The 20578-nt window shown below is 70.0% G+C and carries 18 protein-coding genes; 9 read left to right on the top strand and 9 right to left on the bottom strand.

Annotation, left to right across the window (positions count from 1 at the left end; genetic code table 11):
- Positions 1-68: 68 nt before the first annotated feature.
- Together MX571_RS05010 and glpK are read right to left on the bottom strand one after the other, a co-directional pair.
- Positions 69-1160 (bottom strand): DUF7973 family transport facilitator, encoded by a 1092-nt coding sequence (locus MX571_RS05010; protein ID WP_247414487.1) that lies wholly within the window; start codon positions 1158-1160, stop codon positions 69-71.
- 2 nt (positions 1161-1162) lie between these two features.
- Positions 1163-2704: a glycerol kinase GlpK gene (gene glpK / locus MX571_RS05005; RefSeq protein ID WP_247414486.1), complete on the bottom strand. Its 1542-nt coding sequence runs from the start codon at positions 2702-2704 to the stop codon at positions 1163-1165.
- A gap of 260 nt (positions 2705-2964) precedes the next feature.
- Between glpK and glpA the strand changes: the two genes are divergently transcribed.
- The 5 genes from glpA to MX571_RS04980 all read left to right on the top strand — a co-directional run bounded on the left by glpA (position 2965) and on the right by MX571_RS04980 (position 9291).
- Positions 2965-4704 carry an anaerobic glycerol-3-phosphate dehydrogenase subunit GlpA gene (gene glpA, locus MX571_RS05000; RefSeq protein WP_247414485.1) on the top strand — a complete coding sequence of 580 codons (1740 nt, stop codon included), beginning with the start codon at positions 2965-2967 and terminating at the stop codon, positions 4702-4704.
- The gene (gene glpB, locus MX571_RS04995) at positions 4694-5962 is read left to right on the top strand and encodes a glycerol-3-phosphate dehydrogenase subunit GlpB (RefSeq protein ID WP_247414484.1); all 1269 of its coding nucleotides are present in this window, start codon (positions 4694-4696) and stop codon (positions 5960-5962) included. The genes glpA and glpB overlap by 11 nt, the downstream gene beginning before the upstream one ends.
- A gap of 209 nt (positions 5963-6171) precedes the next feature.
- Positions 6172-7455: an anaerobic glycerol-3-phosphate dehydrogenase subunit C gene (locus MX571_RS04990; protein ID WP_247418432.1), complete on the top strand. Its 1284-nt coding sequence runs from the start codon at positions 6172-6174 to the stop codon at positions 7453-7455.
- A 58-nt stretch (positions 7456-7513) separates the two neighbouring features.
- Positions 7514-7966: a DUF5814 domain-containing protein gene (locus MX571_RS04985; RefSeq protein WP_247414483.1), complete on the top strand. Its 453-nt coding sequence runs from the start codon at positions 7514-7516 to the stop codon at positions 7964-7966.
- 83 nt (positions 7967-8049) lie between these two features.
- Positions 8050-9291 (top strand): glycosyltransferase, encoded by a 1242-nt coding sequence (locus MX571_RS04980; protein WP_247414482.1) that lies wholly within the window; start codon positions 8050-8052, stop codon positions 9289-9291.
- Positions 9292-9350: 59 nt separating this feature from the next.
- Here MX571_RS04980 and MX571_RS04975 read toward each other — a convergent pair whose 3' ends face one another.
- From MX571_RS04975 to MX571_RS04960, 4 genes are all read right to left on the bottom strand, one after another.
- A complete protein-coding gene (locus MX571_RS04975; RefSeq protein WP_247414481.1) occupies positions 9351-9989 on the bottom strand; it encodes a hypothetical protein in 639 nt (212 codons plus the stop codon).
- The gene (locus MX571_RS04970; protein ID WP_247414480.1) at positions 9986-10729 is read right to left on the bottom strand and encodes a DsbA family protein; all 744 of its coding nucleotides are present in this window, start codon (positions 10727-10729) and stop codon (positions 9986-9988) included. Before MX571_RS04970 ends, MX571_RS04975 begins: the two co-directional genes overlap by 4 nt.
- A 159-nt stretch (positions 10730-10888) precedes the next feature.
- Positions 10889-11296 (bottom strand): DUF8146 domain-containing protein, encoded by a 408-nt coding sequence (locus MX571_RS04965; protein ID WP_247414479.1) that lies wholly within the window; start codon positions 11294-11296, stop codon positions 10889-10891.
- Between the two features lie 192 nt (positions 11297-11488).
- Positions 11489-12127, bottom strand: coding sequence for a helix-turn-helix domain-containing protein (locus tag MX571_RS04960; protein WP_247414478.1), 639 nt, complete (start codon positions 12125-12127; stop codon positions 11489-11491).
- Between the two features lie 58 nt (positions 12128-12185).
- Between MX571_RS04960 and hutU the strand changes: the two genes are divergently transcribed.
- Genes hutU through hutH form a run of 4 tightly spaced genes read left to right on the top strand, consistent with a single transcriptional unit; the run spans position 12186 to position 17872 of the window.
- Complete coding sequence (hutU, locus tag MX571_RS04955) at positions 12186-14030, top strand: urocanate hydratase (RefSeq protein ID WP_247414477.1); 1845 nt, start codon at positions 12186-12188, stop codon at positions 14028-14030.
- A complete protein-coding gene (hutG, locus tag MX571_RS04950; RefSeq protein WP_247414476.1) occupies positions 14027-15025 on the top strand; it encodes a formimidoylglutamase in 999 nt (332 codons plus the stop codon). The genes hutU and hutG overlap by 4 nt, the downstream gene beginning before the upstream one ends.
- On the top strand, positions 15022-16257 hold the full coding sequence (hutI, locus tag MX571_RS04945) for an imidazolonepropionase (protein ID WP_247414475.1): 1236 nt from the start codon (positions 15022-15024) through the stop codon (positions 16255-16257). The genes hutG and hutI overlap by 4 nt, the downstream gene beginning before the upstream one ends.
- Positions 16250-17872, top strand: coding sequence for a histidine ammonia-lyase (gene hutH / locus MX571_RS04940; RefSeq protein WP_247414474.1), 1623 nt, complete (start codon positions 16250-16252; stop codon positions 17870-17872). Before hutI ends, hutH begins: the two co-directional genes overlap by 8 nt.
- A gap of 28 nt (positions 17873-17900) precedes the next feature.
- On the opposite strand, the gene MX571_RS04935 is transcribed toward hutH, so the two are convergent.
- The 3 genes from MX571_RS04935 to MX571_RS04925 form a co-directional block, all read right to left on the bottom strand.
- Entirely contained in the window at positions 17901-18521 is a 621-nt protein-coding gene (locus tag MX571_RS04935; protein WP_247414473.1) for an RPA family protein, read from the bottom strand.
- A complete protein-coding gene (locus MX571_RS04930; RefSeq protein ID WP_247414472.1) occupies positions 18522-19454 on the bottom strand; it encodes a replication factor A in 933 nt (310 codons plus the stop codon).
- 126 nt (positions 19455-19580) lie between these two features.
- Positions 19581-20426 (bottom strand): alpha/beta fold hydrolase, encoded by an 846-nt coding sequence (locus MX571_RS04925; protein ID WP_247414471.1) that lies wholly within the window; start codon positions 20424-20426, stop codon positions 19581-19583.
- Positions 20427-20578 lie beyond the last annotated feature (152 nt).

Below are 20578 nucleotides of genomic sequence, written 5' to 3'. Positions count from 1 at the left end.
GAATAAATCCGTCCCGTTACAGTCACGACGCCGGACCAGCGGCGCGGCCGGACGGGCGGTGACGGGCCTCACAGCGTCGTGACCCACGCCGAGTCCGGGAACACGCCGAGCATCGCCAGGGCGGCGATGACGAACGTGTTGACGGCGATGGCGAACGCGGGCGGGTCGACGTGCGTGTCGCCGTGGGCGTAGAACAGGCGCTGCAGGACCTCCCCCGAGAGCGCGCTGACGATACCGAACGCCGTCCCCACGACGATAGCAGCTATCGGTCCCCACGCGAGGACCGAGAGCGTCGCCGTGCTGGCGACGAGCGTGATGTGGTGAGTGACCGGCACCTCCGTCCCGAGGGCGAGGAACGTCAGCGTCGCGGCGCTGATGCCGAACCCGAGGAACGCGCTGCCGGTCTCGTACGCGATGAACGCGCCGAGGATTCCGGCGACGAGACCGATCATCGCCACGTTCGCCCACTTGTACTGGAACGGGAGCCACGGTTCGGTCGCCATCCGCTGCTCGGTGGCCTCCTCGGCCGTTCCGCCGTCGGTGGCGGGGGTCGGCCCGTCGGTGTCGGAAACCGTCCGGGTCTGGCCCTGCTCGAACGGCGTCATGTCGAAGTAGCCCGACCCGCCGACCTTCCCGACGAGCGGGTAGCCGAACACGAGGCGCGCGAGGAACGCCGAGATGACGACCGTGATGGCGATCTGGTCGATGGGTGCGGCGAACGCGACGAGCGCCTGCCGACAGACGAGGCCGAAGATACCGAACAGGCCGCCGACGGCGAGGACGTCCGGCTTCGTTCCCAGCGCCTGCGCGATGTCCTTGGCGAGGTGGTAGTCGAACCCCTCGGCCATGTACCCCCGTTTCGAGGCGTACGCCGCCGCGGCGACGCCGCCGGCGAACGAGATGTGCGGTCCGAACACCGGTCCGAACCCGAGCGTGGCGGTGATACCGGCCGTCGCCGTCCCCGGGTCGAGGCCCGCCGTCTCCGCGAGGAACTCCTGGAGGACGTTGAGCGCCTCCCCGGCGATGACCATGAACCCCGTGAAGCAGAACGCCGGGAGCGCGCCGAGCGCCGCGCCGAACGCGCCGCCGCCGAACGCGGCGATGATGAGTATCAGCCACTCCGTACTCTCGATACCGAGTATCTGGAGTTCGACGACCATCGTCAGTCACCACCGTCGCGCGCCCAGTCGAGCGAGCGCTCGACCGCGTCGCCCCAGCGGTCGTACTTCGCGTCCGCGTCGTCGGCGGCCATCTCGGGCGTGAACTCGCGGTCGACCTGCCAGTTGTTCCGGAGTTCGTCGACCGTCTCCCAGTAGCCGACCGCGAGACCCGCAGCGTACGCGGAGCCGAGCGCCGTCGTCTCGTCGACCTGCGGCCGGACGATGTCGGTCCGGATGATGTCGGACTGCAACTGGCAGAGGAAGTTGTTCTTGACCGCGCCGCCGTCGACCCGGAGCGAACTCATCTCGATGCCGGAGTCGGCCTCCATCGCCTCCGCGACGTCGCGGGTCTGGTAGGCGATGGACTCCAGCGTCGCCCGGACGACGTGCTCCCGCCGGGTGCCGCGGGTGATGCCGACGATGGTGCCGCGCGCACGGCCGTCCCAGTGGGGTGCGCCGAGACCCGTGAACGCCGGGACGACGTAGACGCCGTCGGTCGAGTCGACCGAGCGCGCGAGTTCGGCGGTCTCGGCCGCGTCCTCGATGAGGTCGACGTCCTCCAGCCACTCGATTGCCGCCCCGGTGATGAAGATGGCACCCTCCAGCGCGTACTGGACGGGTTCGCCCGAGCGCTGGAAGCCGACGGTCGTCAGCAGGCCGTGGTCGCTGGAGACGGCCTCCGACCCGGTGTTCATCAGGAAGAACGACCCCGTGCCGTAGGTGTTCTTCGCGTCGCCCTCGTCGAAGCAGGTCTGGCCGAACAGCGCGGCCTGCTGGTCGCCGAGTGCGCCCGCGACCGGGACCGCCGATTCGAGGAACCCGTCGGGGTCGGTCGTCCCGTAGTAGTCGTCGTCGCTCGACGGTCTGACCTCCGGCAGGAGGCTCTCGGGCACCCCGAACTCCTCCAGGAGTTCGGCGTCCCACGCCATGTCGTGGATGTTGTACAGCATCGTCCGCGAGGCGTTGGTGACGTCCGTGATGTGGTTGCCCGTGAGCTTGTGGATGAGCCAGGTGTCGATGGTCCCCATGCGGAGTTCGCCCGCCTCCGCCCGTTCCCGGACGTCCGCGGGTCGCGCCCGCTGGAGTTTGATGGGGTCGGCGTTGTCGAGCAGCCACTCGGCTTTCGTCGCCGAGAAGTACGCGTCGGCCTCCAGCCCCGTCTTCTCGCGTATCCACTCGACCTTGTCGGCGTCCTGGAGTTCCTCGACGCGGTCGGTCGTCCGGCGGTCCTGCCAGACCAGCGCGTTGTGTATCGGCTCGCCGGACTCGGCGTCCCAGATGAGCGTCGTCTCGCGCTGGTTCGTGATGCCGAGGCCCTCTAGCTGGTCGGGGTCGAGACCGCCCTCCCGAAGCGCCCGCGAGATGACCGTCTTCGTGTTCTCCCATATCTCGACGGGGTCGTGCTCGACCCAGCCGGGTTCGGGGTAGATCTGTTCGTGCTTCTCGTAGGCGTTGGCGACGACCTGCCCGCCGTGGTCGAACACCATGAACCGCGTGCCCGTCGTTCCCTGATCGATCGCGCCGACGTAGGTGTCTGCTGGCATGTCTGATGACCTCCTGTGCTGGATGCGGCCCGACCCGACGACTCCCGGACAGATGTTTACTATCGCATCCAGCTCTGTCGGTTAACAATTTGGTCATTCGTTATAAATCTTGGTGAACACCGGCAGGAAACCCCGTAGAGACGGACAGACCGGCGTAAATGACAGTCGCTTGACGATATTCGCCCCGACACCGCCCGTTCGTTACTGGTGCAGGGTTAACGTGGGTAAACATGAAGTGGTCGCGTCACGGAGTCCCATCCGTGGAATCGACGACAGCAGTAGCCGTCATCGGCGGCGGGTCGACCGGGACGGGTATCGCCCGCGACCTGGCGATGCGCGGCCTCGACGTGACGCTCGTCGAGAAGGGCAACCTCACGCACGGCACCACCGGACGGATGCACGGTCTGCTCCACTCCGGTGGCCGGTACGCCATCTCCGACCAGAAGTCCGCGCGGGAGTGCATCGAGGAGAACTACGTCCTGCGCGACATCGCGAGTCACTGCGTCGAAGAGACGGGTGGCCTGTTCGTCAAGCGACCCGAGGACGAGGCGGCGTACTTCGAGGAGAAACTCACCGGCTGTCGCGACTGCGACATCCCCGTCGAGGTGCTCTCGGGCAGCGAAGCGCGCGACCTCGAACCGCACCTCGCGCCGGACGTCGAGAAGGCCATCAGCGTCCCCGACGCCGCCATCGACCCGTTCCGCCTCTGCGTGGCCAACGCCCTCGACGCCGAACGCCACGGCGCGCGCGTCGAGACGCACGCCGAGGTGACGGACGTCCTCGTCGAGGCCGGCGAGGTGGTCGGCATCGAGGTCCAGCACGACTCCGGGCCGGGGAAACGCACGCACGGAACCCGTGGCGGGACCGAGCGCATCCGGGCCGACCACGTCGTCAACGCGACGGGCGCGTGGGCCGGGCGCATCGGTGACCTCGCGGGGGTCGACGTCGAGGTCCGGCCGTCGAAGGGCGTGATGACCGTGATGAACACCCGGCAGGTCGACACGGTCGTCAACCGCTGTCGGCCGAAGGGCGACGCGGACATCATCGTCCCCCACGAGACGGCCTGCATCCTCGGCACGACCGACGAGGAGGTGACCGACCCGGAGGACTACCCCGAGGAACAGTGGGAGGTCGACCTGCTCGTCGAGCAGTTGGCCGAACTGGTACCGCTGCTCCGGGAGGCGCGGACGCTGCGCTCGTTCTGGGGCGTCCGCCCGCTGTACGAACCGCCGGACGTCGGCAGCACGGACCCGACCGACATCACGCGGGACTTCTTCCTGCTCGACCACGCGGACCGCGACGGCCTGCCGGGGATGACGAGCATCGTCGGCGGGAAGCTGACGACCTACCGGATGATGGCAGAGTCCATCAGCGACCACGTCTGCGAGCGGTTCGGGGTCCGCGCGACCTGCCGGACCGCCGACGAACCGCTCCCCGGCAGCGAGGACCACGCCGTCCTCGACGACGCGATGGACCGCTTTGGCCTCCGCTCGCCGGTCGTCCGCCGGTCGTCACAGCGCCTCGGCTCCCGCACCGAGTCGGTGCTCTCGAACTGCGACCCGAACCCCGTCCTCTGCCCCTGCGAGGCCGTCTCCCGGGCCGAGATACGCGACGCCATCGACCAGTCGGGGACGGACCTGAACGCCGTCCGCCTCCGGACGCGGGCGTCGATGGGCAACTGTCAGGGCGGGTTCTGCGCCCACCGTATCGCGAACGAACTCCACCCGACGTACGACGAACCGACGGTCGACGAGGCGCTCGCCGAACTCGTCCAGGAGCGCTGGAAGGGCGAGCGCCACGCGCTGTGGGGTGAACAGCTCTCGCAGGCGGCGCTGAAGTACACGCTCCAGGCGACGACGATGAACCGCGACGCCGACCCGGCCGCGACCGGGAACGACGTGGACTGGGGCACGTTCGACGCGGGCGAGCGAACGGTCGCCGACGGCGGCGCGGCCGGGAGCGACGCAGAACACACCGGAGGCGAGTCCCGTGGCGATTGACTCGGACGTGCTCGTCGTCGGCGGCGGTCTCGCCGGGACGGTGGCGGCGCTCGCGGCGGCCGAGCAGGGCGCACACGTCCGCCTCGTCTCGCACAAGGAGAGCACGCTCCGGCAAGCGACGGGGCTGGTCGACGCCCTCGGGGTCGTCGACGGCGAGCTGGTCGCCGACCCGTTCGACGCGGCGACCGGCCTCCCCGACGGCCACCCGTACCGGACGGTGGGCGTGGGTGCCCTCCGGGCGGGCCTCGCGCTGTTCGACGACAGCGTCGAGGGGTACCGGGGCGGCCACACGGACGCGAACGCGCTCGTCCCGACCCACGACGGGTCGGTGAAGCCGACCGCCCGGTACCCCGAATCGGTGGCTCCCGGCCTCGCCAGCGACGACCGGTCGACGCTGCTCGTGGGGTTCGAGGCGCTCCCCGACTTCGACGCGCCGCGGGCCGCCGCCCACCTCGACCGGGTCGGCGTCCCGTTCGACGTACGGGGCGTCACGCTGCCGTTCCCCGGCGGCCTCCGGGCCGACGCCGCGGTGACGCGGTTCGCCGACCTGCTCGACGAGGCGTCGCCGGTCGACGGCGGCCGCGTCGACGCCCGCACGTCGCTGGTCGAGCGGGTGAAACCCCACCTCTCCGGCGCTGAACGGGTGGGGTTCCCGGCACTGCTCGGCCACGAGGAGAGCGAGACGGTGCGCCGGGAGCTGTCGGACCGGCTGGGCGCTGACGTCTTCGAGGTCCCCTCGGGGCCGCCGTCGCTCCCCGGCATGCGCCTCGCCGACCAGCTGTACGCCGCGCTCGACGACGCCGGGGTCAGCATCGAGACGGGCAATCCGGTGGTGGACGCGACGAGCGAGGACGGCCGAATCACCGGGGTGACGGTCGAACACACCCACAGCGCCGTCCCGTACGCCGCCGAGCAGTACGTCCTCGCGACGGGCGGACTCGTCGGGAAGGGCATCGCCGCCGACCGGGACGCGGTGTTCGAGCAGGTGTTCGGCTGTCACGTCCCCCACCCGGACGACCGGTACGCCTGGGCGGCCGCCGAGGCGTACGGCGACCACGCGTTCCCCCGGTTCGGGGTGCGCGTCGACAGCGAGGGGCGACCGCTCGACGCGACGGAGCGAGTCGAGTACGCGAACCTGCGGGCGGCCGGCGGGGTCGTCGGCGGGGCGGACGTCGCCGCCGAGAAGTCCGGCAGCGGCGTGTCGCTGGCGACGGGGTACAGAGCCGGCCACCTGGCCGGCGAGGAGGTGTCGACGTGAGTCAACCAGGAGAGAGCGAGAACCCGAACGGGAACGACGGACCGGGGAGTACCGAACCGGAGAGCCACGAAGCGCGAAGCGACGAACCGGCGCGTGGCGAATCGAGCCGTGGCGAACCGCGAAGCGACGGCGGTTCGACCACCGCTGGGCCGACGGGCGCGACGCCGCCCGAGGAGGAGTGGACGTACGTCTTCGGGAACGAGGGCGACCTGAGCGGCGGGGCGTCGGACCTCCGGCCCGGCGCGGACTCCTGCTACAAGTGCTCGTCCTGTGACACCTCCTGTCCGGTGGCGGAGGTGGACGACGAGTTCCCCGGCCCGAAGTTCCAGGGGCCGGAGCAGTGGCGACTGAAGCGCCAGGGCGACGAGGACATCGACCCCTCGGTGATGGAGTGCTCGAACTGCATGCGCTGCGACGACGCCTGCCCCTCGGGCGTGCCACTGAGCCAGATGCACAACACGGCGCGGGCCGAGTACGTCGAGGAGCACGTCAGCAAGCGCTCGCTGAAGTACTGGCGGAACCGCGTCCTCGCCAACTACGGCACGCTCGCCCGCCTCGGGTCGAAGGTCCCGCGGCTGACGAACCTCGTGATGGGGTCGCGGGTGACCCAGTGGGCCAACGAGCGGTTCCTCGGCATCACGAGCGAACGCGAGTTCCCCGAGTTCGCCACCGAGACGTTCCGCGACTGGTGGGACGAGCGCGGCGGCGACGCCGCCTCCAGAGAGCGCGCGGCGGCGGCCCGCGAACGCCGCGGCGACGACGCGACGGGCGAGGAGAAGCGCGTCGCGTACTTCCACGGCGACTACTCGAACTACAACACGCCGGGCGTGGCGAAGGCGATGGTCCGGGTGTTCGAGTCCTACGGCTACGAGGTGGCGGTGCCCGACCAGCGCTGTTCGGGCACGCCGATGTTCGCCAACGGGATGCTCGACGACGCCCGCCGCGCCGCCCGGTTCAACGTCGAAACGTTCGACGCGCTCGTCGACGAGGGGTACGACGTGGTCTGTTCGTGTACCTCCTGTTCGATGGCGCTCCGACAGGAGTACCCCGAACTGTTCGACTTCGACGGTATCGAGCGGGTGGCGGCGCACACCTACGAGGCGCTGGAGTACCTCCGCATCCACGAGTCCGTCCGCGAGGACGTGGCCGTCTCCGACGTCGAGTTCCCGGACCTTGCTTACCACGCGCCCTGCCACGCCCGCAACCAGGGGCTCGAACGGCAGGCCGTCGAACTGTTCGCCGACCTCGACGGGGTGGCCGTCGACGACGTCGGCGACTCCTGTTCGGGCATCTCGGGAACGTACGGCTGGAAATCGGAGAAGTACGACACGTCGATGGCCATCGGCGAGGAGATGTTCGAGCACATGGAAGGCGTCGAGGGCGAGACGGGCATGACCGAGTGTCCGACCTGCGCGATGCAGATGGAACACGGCACCGGCTACGACATTCGCCACCCGCTGGAACTGCTCGAAGCGACCCTCGTGGACGAGTAGGCGGCCGGAGGTGACGACCGTCGGTCTTTTGCTCGCCGACCCGCAACAACGACCAACCGTGGCCATCACGGACAAGATCTACCTGAAGAACCACCGCCAGATCGCCTCCCAGCTGGAGACGAACATCCCGAAGAGCGCGTTCTCCGGGGCGACGCTCGACCTGCTGTTCCAGGGCGAGAACCTCGCGAACCTCGACGACGCGACACAGGACCGGGTGCTCGACTTCGCGAGTGACTTCCTCGACTGCGACTGCGAGTCGAACCCCCACTGTGGCCACCCCGAGCGCAAGTTCATGCGCTACCTGCTGGAACTGCGCGAACAGGGCCTCGGTCCCGACGCCATCGTCGACGTGATGGGCGACGACTACATGCTGTACGCCTACTCGGGCGACGTGCTCTCCTTCCTCGACCAGTCCGTCCGCACCCTCGAAGCCGTCGAGGAACTCGCGGAGGTCGAGGGGAACCGCGACGCGGCCGACGACGCACACGAGCGCAAACGACGGCTCTCCTGAGGCCTGGTTTCGGGTGCTGTCGGCAGTCGTTCGAATCGTGGGATACACTGACATAGCCGGGGCGAGAACGGTCCGGCGAAGCGATGGAGACCGCCCCCACGGCCGCTCGGACGTTCGCCTCGTACGAACACCTGCTCGACGACGAGACCCGCCGGACGATTCGCGACCGCGCCGCCGCGGTCGCGGACCTGTCCGTCCTGCACGTGAACACGACGGCCAGCGGCGGCGGCGTCGCCGAGATGCTGGGGCCGCTCGTCGCTCTGTCGAACGACCTCGGGGTCGCCACCGACTGGACGCTGATGGAGGCCCCCGACGCGTTCTACGACGTGACGAAGGTCGTCCACAACGGTCTCCAGGGCGACGACGAACCGCTGACGGAGACGATGCAGGCGACCTACCGCGAGGCCGTCGCGGTGAACGCCGCGGCGGTCGACGACGAGTACGACGTGGTGGTGCTCCACGACCCGCAGACGCTCGGGATGGTCGGCCACCTCGCCGAGCGGTTCCCCGAGGCGCGGTTCGTCTGGCGCTGTCACATCGACCTCACCGACCCCTCGCCGGACTACCTGGAGTTCTTCGCCGACGACCTGAGCGCGGTCGACCGCGTGGTCGTGAGTCGGCCGTCGTACGCGGACCCGCTGCCCGTCGAGGAGGCGACGGTCATCCACCCCGCCATCGACCCGCTGACGCCGAAGAACTGCCCGCTGGACGAACTGTCGGCCGAGGACGCAGCGGGCGGCGACGTCGGGAACTACCCCGTCGACCCCGACCGGCCGCTCCTCCTGCAGGTGTCGCGGTTCGACCCGTGGAAGGACCCGCTGGGCGTCGTCGATGCGTACCGGCGGGTCCGCGAGTCGGTCCCGGACGTGCAACTGGCGTTCGTCGGGGGGATGCCCGACGACGACCCGGAGGGGATGGAGATACACCGAAAGGTCGAGGCCGAGACGGCCGACGACCCGTCGGTCCACCTCCTGACGGACCTGCCCGACGCGGGCGTCAACGTGATGCAGCGGACGGCCGACGTCGTCCTCCAGAAGTCGCTCCGGGAAGGGTTCGCGCTGACCGTCTCGGAGGCGCTCTGGAAGGGGCGCCCGGTCGTCGGGACGAACGTCGGCGGCATCCCGCTCCAGATAGCCGACGGCGAGAACGGCTACCTGGTCGAACCGCGCGACATCGCGGCGACCGCCGACCGCTGTCGTCGCCTGCTGGAAGACGACGCGCTGGCGGCGCGACTGGGCGAGGAGGGGAGGGAGACCGTCCGTCGACGGTTCCTGATTCCGCGGTTGCTGGCGGACTACTGCGCGCTGTTCGACGAGGTCCGGTGACCTGTCGAGTCCGGCCGGTCGCGCCCGACCGGTAGCACCCACGACGACCGGCCGGTCGACTACCGGCCGGGCGGGTCGACGGGACAGCCCCGTATCTCGCCGCCGCGCATCCCGTCGGCCAGCCAGTACGTCGAGAGCAGCACCGCTAGCAGGCCGAGGAGCGCGAACTCCAGGCCGTCGAGGGGCAGGACGGTCAGGCCGCCGATTCCGAACAGGGAGAGCACGCCCGCGAGCACCGCCGAGCCACAGGCCGCACAGCCAGCGCCGAGGGTGCCGAGGACGACGCCGACGACGCCACCGCCGCTGCCCGAGACGGTCAGCCCGTGTTCACGGACGTGGTACGCCACCATCCCCAGATTCACGCCGACGAGCGCCGCCAGCGCGAGGACGGCCAGCCCCGCCACCGGCCCGAACGAGGTGCCGACGAACGGGTAGAGTTCGGTGAGGATGCGCGCGCGGTTCACGAGCGGGAGCGACCCGCCCACGACCACCGTGGAGACGAGGTCGAGGTTCTGCGAGACGACGAACAGCGTCAGCGCGACGACGCTCGCTAGGAGCGCGAACAGGGCGTACGCCGGCACCGAGAGCACCAGTCGGGCGGTGCGAGCGGCGAGTCGCCAGTCGGCCGGGCGGGTCGGGAGGGAGACGCCGCTCACGACGCTGCGGACCGCTCCACCGACTCGGCCACTCGCGCTCATACGTTCAGGGCGCTCGCGACGAGGTCGTAACTCACGCTGCCCGTCGCGCGGGTGCGGTACGCGCCGTCGCGGAACAGGAACACCGTCGGCGTGCCGGAGACGTTCGCCCGGTCGCCCACGTCGAGGTTCGTCTGCACGGGCTCGGGGAAACCGTCGGCACTGGCCGCCTCGACGACGGCCTCGACGTCGACGCTCGTCTCCGCCTCCAGCCACGAGCGCGTCAGGTCGACGACGTTGTCCGAGTCGAACCGACCCTGGGTCCGGAAGTAGTGGTCGAGCAGTCCCCAGAACGACTCGGCGTCCTGCTCGTACGTCGCCCACAGCGCCCGCGTCGCCGGTTTCCCCCACTCGTAGACGATGGGGTACGGCCGGACGACGTACGTCGCCGTGCCCGGTTCGACGAGGTCCGACAGGAGTCGCGGCACCGTCTCGCGGTGGAACGCCGCACAGCGCGGACACGACGGGTCCTCGAAGGCGACGACGGTGGCTGTGGCCGCGCCGACCTCCGGTCCCTGCGCCGGTTGACCGTCGATACCCTCCCAGACGGTGTGGTCGGGCGTCCCCTGAGCGGCCGTCCCGGTCGCGTTCCCCTCGCCGTCGGTCCCGTCCGTTCCGGCGCGGTCGGTCATCCCGGACCCGTCGCTCCTGCCGTTACCTGCGCCGAGACAGCCCGCGAGGGCGAGCGTGCCGCTCCCGAGCGCCGCGAGCACCCGCCGCCGACCGACCCGTCGCCTTGTCATCGACCGTGAGTGGTCTCCTCGGAGAATCGCTGTTTCCCGGTCGTGCGTGGCGTCCTCACAGCCGGGGGACCGTCCGACCGGTGAGGGTGGCCCTCGCCGACGTAGTGGACGACCGCGAGACCTACTGGACCGTCCCGTCGGCCGACTCGACCCGACGACTCAGCCCAGACGGAACGTGTGGTCGTCGTCGTCCGCGGGGTCGAGGTCCTCCAGCTGGATGACCTCCTCGTCGTCGGCCTCGTCGACGCGCTGGCTGAGCTGGGTCACGTAGCGCTTGTACTCGTCGAGCTGGTCGCGGAGGTGCTCGGCCTCGAGTTCGAGGCGCTCGTGTTCCCGGATGAAGCTCTTCGGCACCTCGACCTTCGGGGGGAAGCTCTCCTGCTTGGCGGGTTCGTCGTACTCGTGTTCGGGGACGACGCGGACCTGACCGTCGTGGGCAACGAGGGTGTCTACGTAGTCGCGGAACACGGCCGACAGCGAGATGTCGCGCTCCTCGGCGATGTCCCGCAGGGTCTCGAACACGTCTTCGTTGACGCGGAACGAGATGGTCTTGTTCTTGTTGCCCATGTCAGTCGAACCTAACGACTACTGATACTTAGGTGTTCGTCAGACGACCGCACGGAGACCGCGACCGGGGTCAGCCACCGTGAGAGCGTCGAGGGGATGGGGTCAGCCACCCGAACCGACCAGTTCGGCTCCGGTTGCGGTCGGTGGCGACTCCCGGTACGGCGACGCGGCGTAGCTAGCGCCGGCCTACAGTCACAGGTGCGCCGCCAGCACCGCGGCCAGTTTGTTCTCCGCACGACGCAGGTGCTCCTCGACGGTCCGGCGTTCGACGCCCAGCACCTCCGCGACGGCCTCGGTGGTCGTCTCGCGTGGAATCTCGTAGTAGCCCTGCTCGTAAGCGGTGACGAACGCGTGGCGCTGGCGGGCGGTGAGCGACGGGAGCAGTTCGTCGGCACCGAGCGGCGACCCCGGCGTCACCGTCCCCGCCGAACGTTTCTGCTCGACGCTCACCCTCACCTCGTCGTCGAGTAGGTCGCGGTAGCACGCCGAGAGGTCCGCGGAGTCGAGCGCTAGCAGTCGGCAGACCGTCGCACCGTCGACGTAGCGCAGCGGCGGCACCAGCAGACAGCCGTGCCGGTCGAGGTACCGGTCGACCGTCGTCCCCTCCTCGCGCAGGCAGTGCTCGGTGACGACGACGAGGTCACCGTCCCGCCGGAGCGACTCCCTGACGCCGAACCGACGTTCCAGTCGGTCGAGCATCGCGTCGTCCGCGCCGGTCACCGACAGCAGGTCGCAGTGGTCGTTGCACCACAGTTCCACGCGGGCGTCGGTGTCCGCGGTGAGCGCCGCCAGTCCCCCGGCGTCGGCGATGCGGAACGTGGCCTCGTACATGAACCCCCCTCCGCACGCGGGGTCGAAAGTATTTGCGACGCCCTGGCTAGGTCCACCCATGAGCGACCAGCACGCGAGAGACGAATCCGGTGAACCCGGTCAGGCCGGAGACGCCGGAGACGACCACGCCGTCGGCGAACCGAGCGACCAGTGGCGCAGGTACCAGGGCGCGCCGACGGGCACCGACATCGAGTGCGAGGGCTGGCGACAGGAGGCCGCCCTCCGGATGCTGAACAACAACCTCGACCCCGAGGTGGCCGAGAAGCCGGAGGAACTGGTCGTCTACGGCGGGACCGGCCGAGCGGCCCGCAGCTGGGACGCCTACGACGCCATCCTCGCGGAACTGCGCGACCTGGGCGACGAGGAGACGCTGCTCGTCCAGTCGGGGAAACCGGTCGGCCGGTTCGAGACCCACGAGCGCGCGCCGCGGGTGCTCATCGCCAACTCCAATCTAGTGGGGAAGTGGGACGACTGGCAGCACTTCCACGAACTGGAGGCGAAGGGCCTCATCATGTACGGCCAGATGACCGCCGGGTCGTGGGCGTACATCGGCACGCAGGGCATCCTGCAGGGCACTTACGAGACGCTCGCGGAGGCGGGCCGCCAGCAGTTCTCCGACCACGAGGGCCTCGCGGGCACCGTCACCGTCACCGGCGGCCTCGGCGGTATGGGCGGCGCGCAGCCGCTCGCGGTGACGATGAACGGCGGCGTCTGCATCGCCGCTGAGGTGGACGAGCACCGCATCGACCGCCGCATCGAGACGGGCTACTGCATGGCCAAGACCGACGACCTCGACGAGGCTATCGAACGCGCAGAGGAGGCGGCCGAGGCGGGCGAGGCGTACTCCATCGCGGTCCACGCGAACGCCGCGGACGCGCTGGAGGGGCTGCTCGAACGCGACTACGTCCCCGACCTGTTGACCGACCAGACGAGCGCCCACGACGAACTGGAGGGGTACTACCCGTCGGGGTACACCGTCGCGGAAGCGGACGTGCTCCGCGCGAACGACCCCGAGCGCTACCGCGAGGAGAGTCTGGACACGATGGCCCGCCACGTGCAGGCGATGCTCGACCTGCAGGAACGCGGTGCGGTCACGTTCGAGTACGGCAACAACATCCGCGGGCAGGTCGAGGAGTACCGGAGCGAGAGCGTCGAGGACCCGTTCGCCTTCCCCGGGTTCGTCCCGGCGTACATCCGCCCGCTGTTCTGCCAGGGGAAGGGACCGTTCCGCTGGGCCGCCCTGTCGGGCGACCCCGAGGACATCCACCGCACCGACGAGGCCGTCCTCGACCTGTTCCCCGAGAAGGAGCACCTCCGGCGCTGGATAGATCTGGCCCGCGAGCAGGTGCAGTTCCAGGGCCTCCCGAGTCGGGTGTGCTGGCTGGGGTACTCGACCGACGGGGAGAGCGATGCTCCGGAGGAGCATCGAGAGGGAGGCGGTGGAACCGCCGGAGCCGACGACCTCACCGAGCGCGCCCGTTTCGCACTCCGAATCAACGACCTCGTCGCCGAGGGCGAGATATCGGCACCCATCGTCGTCACGCGCGACCACCTCGACGCGGGGAGCGTCGCCTCGCCACACCGCGAGACCGAGGCGATGCGCGACGGGAGCGACGCCGTCGCGGACTGGCCCATCCTCAACGCCCTGCTCAACTGCGCGGCGGGCGCGGACATCGTGAGCGTCCACGACGGCGGGGGCGTCGGCATCGGCAACGCCCTGCACGCGAACAACCACGTCGTCCTCGACGGGTCGGACCTCGCGGCCGAGAAGGCCCGGCGGGTGTTCACCACCGACCCCGGCATGGGCGTGATTCGCCACGCCGACGCGGGCTACGAAGAAGCGATGGACGAGGCCGAGCGCTCGAACGTCGCCGTCCCGATGCGCGACCGGGGGGACGAATGACCGGCCTCACCGACCCGCCGACGTGGTCGGGGACCGCCGCGGACCCGAACGACGAACAGTTCGGCGACGTCGTCACGCCGCGAGTGGGCGATCTGGAGACGGCGCTCGCCAGCCACGACGTCGCACTCCTCGGCGAACCGTTCGACGAGGCGGTCATCGGGCGACCCGGCGCGAGACACGGTCCGGCGTCGCTCCGCGAGGAACTGGCGAGCCTGAAGACCCACCACTTCGCCAACGGGCCGGTCGACGCACTCCTCGACCTCGGCGACGTGCGACTCGACACCAGCGATATCGACGACGCTGAGACCACCGTCGCGGACGTCCAGCGGCAGGTGGGGGACGTGGCGGCCCGCGTCCACGACGGCGACGCCTTCCCCGTCTTCCTCGGGGGCGACAACTCGCTGACCTACGCGAACGTCGCACCGCTGCTCGACGGGACGAACGCGGCGAACGCGAGGAGCGTCGGCGTCCTGAACCTCGACGCGCACCTCGACGTGCGCGAGGTCCACGACGGCCCGACCAGCGGGACGCCGTACCGCCAGTTGTTCGACGACGGCCTCGCTTCCTACGCCTGTCTCGGAGCGCGCCACTTCGAGACCTCCGGCGCGTACGCCGAGTTCGTCCGTGACCGTGACGGCCTCGTCGTGACGAGCGAGGAGGTCGGCGCTGGCCTCGACGACGCCCTCGACCGGGCGCTGACGGCGATGGGAGGCGTCGACGCGCTGTACGTCAGCGTGGACCTCGACGTGCTGGACGCGGCCCACGCACCGGGCGTCAGCGCGCCCACGCCGGGCGGCCTGACGACGCGCGAACTGTTCGCCCTGCTCCGGCGCGTCGGCGCGGACGACCGTCTCGCTGGGTTCGAGGTGGTCGAGTGCGCCCCGCCGCTGGACCGCGAGTCGCTGACCAGTCGGGCCGGGGCGCGGGCCATCGCCCACCTGCTCGCCGGGCGGAGAGAGGGGACGATGACCGACGCCTCGGGGGTGGTTCGATGACGGGTGACGAGTCCCTCGTCGTCCACGACGCGAGCGAGGTGTTCGTCGGTGGAGCGGACGCCGAGCGCATCGACGATGCAGCGGTCGCCATCGAGGACGGGACGGTCGTCGCCGTCGGCCCGACCGAGGAGGTCACGAGGGAGCACCCACCCGAGAACGCCGACCGCGCCGTCGACGCCTCTGAGAAGACGGTCGTGCCTGGGTTCGCCGACTCGCACACCCACTCGCTGTTCGCCGGCGACCGGTCGGACGAGTTCGCCGCGAAACTGCGCGGGAAGGACTATCAGGACATCCTGGCCGAGGGCGGCGGCATCCTCCGGACCGTCCGTGCCGTCCGGGAGGCGAGCGACGACGAACTGCTCGACGCGATGCTGGAGCGCCTCGACGCGATGTGCGCCCACGGGACGACCACCGTCGAGGTGAAGTCGGGGTACGGCCTCGATACAGAGACCGAACTGCGGATGCTAGACGTCCTCGACCGCGCCGACGACGCGCACCCGGTCGACGTGGTCCCCACGTTCATGGGAGCGCACGCGGTTCCCGAGGACAGCGACGCAGAGTCCTACACCGAGCAGGTCGTCGACGAACAGCTCCCGGCAGTGGCCGAGCAGGGCGTGGCGGAGTTCTGCGACGTGTTCTGCGAGGAGGGGGTGTTCAGCGTCGAGCAGTCCCGACGCGTGCTGGAGGCGGGTGTCGAACACGGCCTCACCCCGAAGGTCCACGCCGAGGAGTTCGTCCGACTCGGCGGCGCGCAACTGGCCGCGGAGGTGGGCGCGACGAGCGCCGACCACCTGCTCCACGCGAGCCCCGAGGACGCCCAGGCCATCGCCGAAGCGGGCGTCGTCCCCGTCTTCCTCCCGGGCACGGCGTTCGGCCTCGGCGCGGAGTACGCCGACCACGTCCCGTTCCGGGAGGCGGGGGCGACCGTCGCCATCGCGAGCGACTTCAACCCGAACTGCTACGCGCCGAGCATGGGGTTCGCGACGACGCTCGCCTGCGTCGGGATGCGGCTGCCGCCCGCCGAGGCGCTCGCCGCGGCCACGCACGGGGGCGCGCTGGCGATGGACCGCGAGGACCGCGGGACGCTCGCGGCGGGCCAGCGAGGCGACCTGCTCGTCCTCGACGCGCCGTCGCACGTCCACGTCCCGTACCGATTCGGTCAGAACGTCGTGGAGACGGTCGTGACGGGCGGTTCGGTGGTCGCGGAGTCCGGGGTGGTTCGGCGTGAGTGACTCGCAGAAACAGGACGACGGCCCGACCCCGGTCGAACTCGACGGCGAGACGCTGACGCCCGAGGACGTCGTCCGGGTCGCCCGCCACGACGCGCCGGTGGCGGTGACCGACGACGCCCGCCAGCGAGTCCGCGACGCCCGCGACCGCGTCGAGGGCATCGTCGAGAGCGGCGAGGCGGTGTACGGCATCAACACCGGGTTCGGCGACCTCGTGGACACGCGCATCCCGCCCGAGCAGGTCGACGAGTTGCAGACGAACCTGATTCGCAGTCACGCCGCCGGGGCGGGTCGCGAACTCGACCGCGAGGAGGTCAGGGCGCTGATGGTCACTCGCATCAACGCGCTCGTGAAGGGCTACTCGGGGGTCCGCGAGGTCGTCGTCGACCACCTCGTGACGCTGCTGAACGAGCGCGTCCACCCGGTCGTCAAATCGCGGGGCAGCCTCGGCGCGAGCGGCGACCTCGCGCCGCTGGCGCACATGGCGCTCGTCCTGCTCGGCGAGGGCGAGGCGGACGTCGAACCCGACCCAGGCGGCGACTCGCTCACCGAGCGCGTCTCCGGACAGGAAGCGCTCGCGAGCGTCGACCGCGACCCGCTCACGCTGCGCGCGAAGGAGGGTCTCGCGCTCATCAACGGTACCCAACTGTCGGTCGGTCTCGCCGCACTGCTCGTCGTCGACGCCGAGCGACTCTGCGAGGCCGCCGACGCCGCGGGCGCGCTCACTATCGAGGTGACGATGGGCACGACGGCGGCCTGCGACGCCGCCATCCAACGCGTCCGCCCCCACGTCGGCCAGACCGTCAGCGCGAGTCGGGTCAAGGCCCACTGCGACGGCTCCGAAATCGTCGAGTCACACCGCAACTGCGACCGGGTGCAGGACGCCTACTCGCTGCGCTGTCTCCCGCAGGTCCACGGCGCGGTTCGCGACGCCGTGCAGCACCTCCGCGAAGCCGTCGAAGTCGAACTCAACAGCGCGACCGACAACCCGCTGGTCTTCCCGGTCGGCGAGGTGGACCGGCGGTCCTCCGGCACCGACGCGGCCGACGTGGTGTCGGGCGGGAACTTCCACGGCGAACCGCTCGCGCTCCGTCTCGACTACCTCGTGAGCGCGCTGACCGAACTCGCCGCCATCTCGGAGCGCCGGACCGACCGGATGCTGAACCCCAACGTCCAGGAGTCGCACCTCCCGCCGTTCCTCACGCCCGAGAGCGGCGTCCGGTCGGGGTACATGATCGCCCAGTACACCGCCGCGTCGCTCGTCTCGGAGTGTCGCACCGTCGGGCGAGTGTCAGTCGACAACACGCCAGTCAGCGGCAACCAGGAGGACCACGTCTCGATGTCCGCGACGGCAGCCCACGCCGCCCGCCGGACGCTGAGGAACGCTCGGCAGGTCGTCGCCGTGGAGCTGTTGTGTGGCGCACAGGCCGCCGAGTTCGTCGACCCTGACCTCGACCACGGCGTCGGGACCGGGGCGGCGTATCGGGCCGTTCGTGAAGTGGTGCCGCCGCTGGACGACGACCGACCGCTCGCCCCCGAGATGGAGGCGGTGGACGCGCTCGTCGCGACGGGCGCACTCCAGCAGGCGCTCGACGAGAACGTCGAAAAGACGGAGTAAGGGGAGTCGACGGCGGTGTTCGGGAGCGTTACTGCGCGGATGCCTGCGCTTCCGCCTCCTCCTCGTCCAGTTCCTCCAGCGCGCCGAGTGCGGCGCGGCGGTACTGGTCGAGGTCCAGCGTCCCTTCCTCGTCGCCGTACTGCTCGCGGGCCATCGTCACGTACTCGTTCTCCGTGGCCTCGTCGGACTCCACTGCCTGAATCCGTTCGAGCGTCCGCGTCGCCGTCTCGACGACCCAGCGGTCGCGCGTGTCGGCGTCCACCGCGGTGACGGACTCCGGACGGAGCGAGACGTTGACGTCCCCGTCGTCGGTCTCGAAGGTGCGGGGTTTGCCCGCGACGGCGACGTAGACCGGCGGTTCGGCCTCGCGCAGGAAGTTCGCGGCCTCCGGCTGGTACTGGCCGGCGTACATGAAGAACGTCCCCGAGGGGTCGACGACGCGACCCTGCCAGTACTCGGAGTCGGAGCCGACGTCCTCGGTCTCCGTCAGCGTCCCGACGACGAACACGCGGTTGGCGCGTTCGCCCGAGGGGAGCAGCGCGTAGACCGGTGCGCGCTCCTCGTCGGACTCCTTGAACGTGTACTGGGCGTCGTTGAACTCGGTTGCGAAGACCCGTCGGGCGACTTCGCGGGTGGGTGCTCCGGACATCTACATCGACCTCGCTTTGATGAGCGCGTCGCCAGCGTCGACCGGCCCGAGGCGCTCGAACTCGTCTGCCAGCACGTAGCGACCGAACGTCGGGCCGCGCACGCGGTAGTACAGACCGAGAATCTCGGCTTTCATCTCGTCGGCGACGACGCTCGTGTCGAGGGCGTCCATCGCCATCCCCTTCGCCTCCTCCAGTTCGACGCCGGTGAGCTCCTCGGTCGCCTCCTGGTCGAAGATGACCTCGTGGACCGTCTCGCCGTCGTCGAGGACCGCCTTGATTCGCAGGTCGAACTCGCCGTCGACCTCGCCGTGTTCGCTACAGCGGCCGTTCTGGAGGACGCGGGTGCAGTCCTCCTCGGGGCAGCGCTTGATGAGCCCCGACCCGCGCTGGACGTCGATGAGCGCGCCCTCGACCTCCGTCGAGTCGTCGCCCACCTCGACCTCCTCGTCGAGTTCCTGGATGCTCGTCGTGCGGTTGAGCTTCACCGAGTAGCGCCCCTCGTACTCGTCGGTGACGACGTTGCCGAGGCTGTAGGATTTGCCCTCCTCCAGTTTCGGCAGGTCGCTCGTCTGGAACGAGACGAACTTGATGGTGCCCGACTCGTCGCCGAGCAGCCCGACCTGCGAGATGGCGTCGCTGCGTGGCTCCCAGAGGTCGACCAGTTTGACCCGGAGGTCGACCCACTGCTCGTCCTGGTCGATATCGGCCGCCTGGACGAGTTCGTTGCCGCCACCGCCGCCGCCGAGTTCGTCGCGGTCCATGTCGGCCTCGTCGAGGTAGCTCGACACGATAGAGCGTCGAGCCTCGTCGGCCGGGACCTTGTACTCGTCGACGAGCGTCTCCAGTCGCTCCTCGATTTCTTCGACCGACACGTCGAGCGTATCGGAGAACTGGGCGTGAATCTCTTCCGCGTGCTGGTGTAAGTCAGCCATTGGTTTGCTCCGTCTCCGCGTGTGTTCAGTGGGAGACGTACGCCGGTTGGTTCTTGCCGGTAGTTAAACTGTCGTAACCGGGGTGGAAGTGAAGAATCCGGACGGTCAGGAACGAGAGTACGCGACCTACGACGACAGGAACCGCTCGATGGGGTGGTTCTGCTCGGGGACGTTGAGCGACGGCGCGTGACCGCAGTCGTACACGTGCGTCTCGACGTCCGGACGGCGCTCCTGCATCTCCTCGAACGTCGCGTCCGCGAGGATGTCGGAGTGCTCGCCCTTCAGCACGAGCGTCGGGACGTCGACGGCCTCCCAGACGGCCCACGGGTCGGTGTCCTGTTCCTCGGTGAGCAGCGGTTCGACCACGTCGGGGTCGTAGGCGGGCGAGAACTGGCCGTCCTCGGTCCGGCGCGCGGAGGAGACGGTGAACCGCCGCCACTCGTCGTCGCTCATCTCGCTGAACGTGTCGTAGTTGTCGCGGTAGAACTCCTCCAGTCCGGTCAGTCGGTCGAACGCGGGCGGGTTCGAGAGGTAGTCGACGATGCGCTCGATACCCTCGGCGGCGTCCTCGTCCTCGCCCGGCGCGGGGCCGACGTCGTTCATCACGAGGTGCGTGATGCGGTCGGCGAGCGGTCCGGCGGCCAACCCCATCCCGAGCTGGCCGCCCATCGAGGTGCCGACCCAGCGCAGTTCGTCGAGGTCCAGCGCGTCGCAGAACTCGACGCAGGTCTGGCCCAGCGCCGTTCCCGTGTAATCGGCGGGGTCGTCGGCCCACTCGCTCAGCCCTCGTCCCGGCACGTCCGGACAGAGGACGCGGTAGTCGTCCGCGAGCCGACGCGCCAGCGGGTCGAAGTCCCGGCCGACCCGCGAGAGGCCGTGGACGCAGACGACCGGCGGGGCGTCCGCGTCGCCCCACGCCGAGTAGTGCAGTTCTGTGTCACCGGCGACGACGAACTCGTCCGTTCGTGGCATGGTGCCACCGTTTCGGCCACGCAGCAAAACTGTACGCCCCGACTCGGTCCGCGAGCAGGTGGCGGCACGAGCCGGCGGGCCGGGCCACGCGAGGACGGCGCTCGGCAGCCACCACGGACCGCCTCACCCGACGGTACTTTGGGGGCCGCTCC

The sequence above is a fragment of the Halomarina salina genome (genome assembly GCF_023074835.1).
Lineage (GTDB): Archaea > Halobacteriota > Halobacteria > Halobacteriales > Haloarculaceae > Halomarina > Halomarina salina.
This window is presented reverse-complemented; position numbering and strand designations above follow the sequence as displayed.

Bases quoted from the DNA above. Each gene is read 5' to 3' on its own strand.
- MX571_RS04930 (WP_247414472.1), bottom strand. From the start codon at position 19,454: ATGGCTGACTTACACCAGCACGCGGAAGAGATTCACGCCCAGTTCTCC.
- hutU (WP_247414477.1), top strand. From the start codon at position 12,186: ATGAGCGACCAGCACGCGAGAGACGAATCCGGTGAACCCGGTCAGGCC.
- hutG (WP_247414476.1), top strand. From the start codon at position 14,027: ATGACCGGCCTCACCGACCCGCCGACGTGGTCGGGGACCGCCGCGGAC.
- MX571_RS04975 (WP_247414481.1), bottom strand. From the start codon at position 9,989: ATGAGCGCGAGTGGCCGAGTCGGTGGAGCGGTCCGCAGCGTCGTGAGC.
- MX571_RS04935 (WP_247414473.1), bottom strand. From the start codon at position 18,521: ATGTCCGGAGCACCCACCCGCGAAGTCGCCCGACGGGTCTTCGCAACC.
- MX571_RS04970 (WP_247414480.1), bottom strand. From the start codon at position 10,729: ATGACAAGGCGACGGGTCGGTCGGCGGCGGGTGCTCGCGGCGCTCGGG.
- MX571_RS04980 (WP_247414482.1), top strand. From the start codon at position 8,050: ATGGAGACCGCCCCCACGGCCGCTCGGACGTTCGCCTCGTACGAACAC.
- MX571_RS05010 (WP_247414487.1), bottom strand. From the start codon at position 1,160: ATGGTCGTCGAACTCCAGATACTCGGTATCGAGAGTACGGAGTGGCTG.
- MX571_RS04925 (WP_247414471.1), bottom strand. From the start codon at position 20,426: ATGCCACGAACGGACGAGTTCGTCGTCGCCGGTGACACAGAACTGCAC.
- hutI (WP_247414475.1), top strand. From the start codon at position 15,022: ATGACGGGTGACGAGTCCCTCGTCGTCCACGACGCGAGCGAGGTGTTC.
- MX571_RS04965 (WP_247414479.1), bottom strand. From the start codon at position 11,296: ATGGGCAACAAGAACAAGACCATCTCGTTCCGCGTCAACGAAGACGTG.
- glpK (WP_247414486.1), bottom strand. From the start codon at position 2,704: ATGCCAGCAGACACCTACGTCGGCGCGATCGATCAGGGAACGACGGGC.
- MX571_RS04960 (WP_247414478.1), bottom strand. From the start codon at position 12,127: ATGTACGAGGCCACGTTCCGCATCGCCGACGCCGGGGGACTGGCGGCG.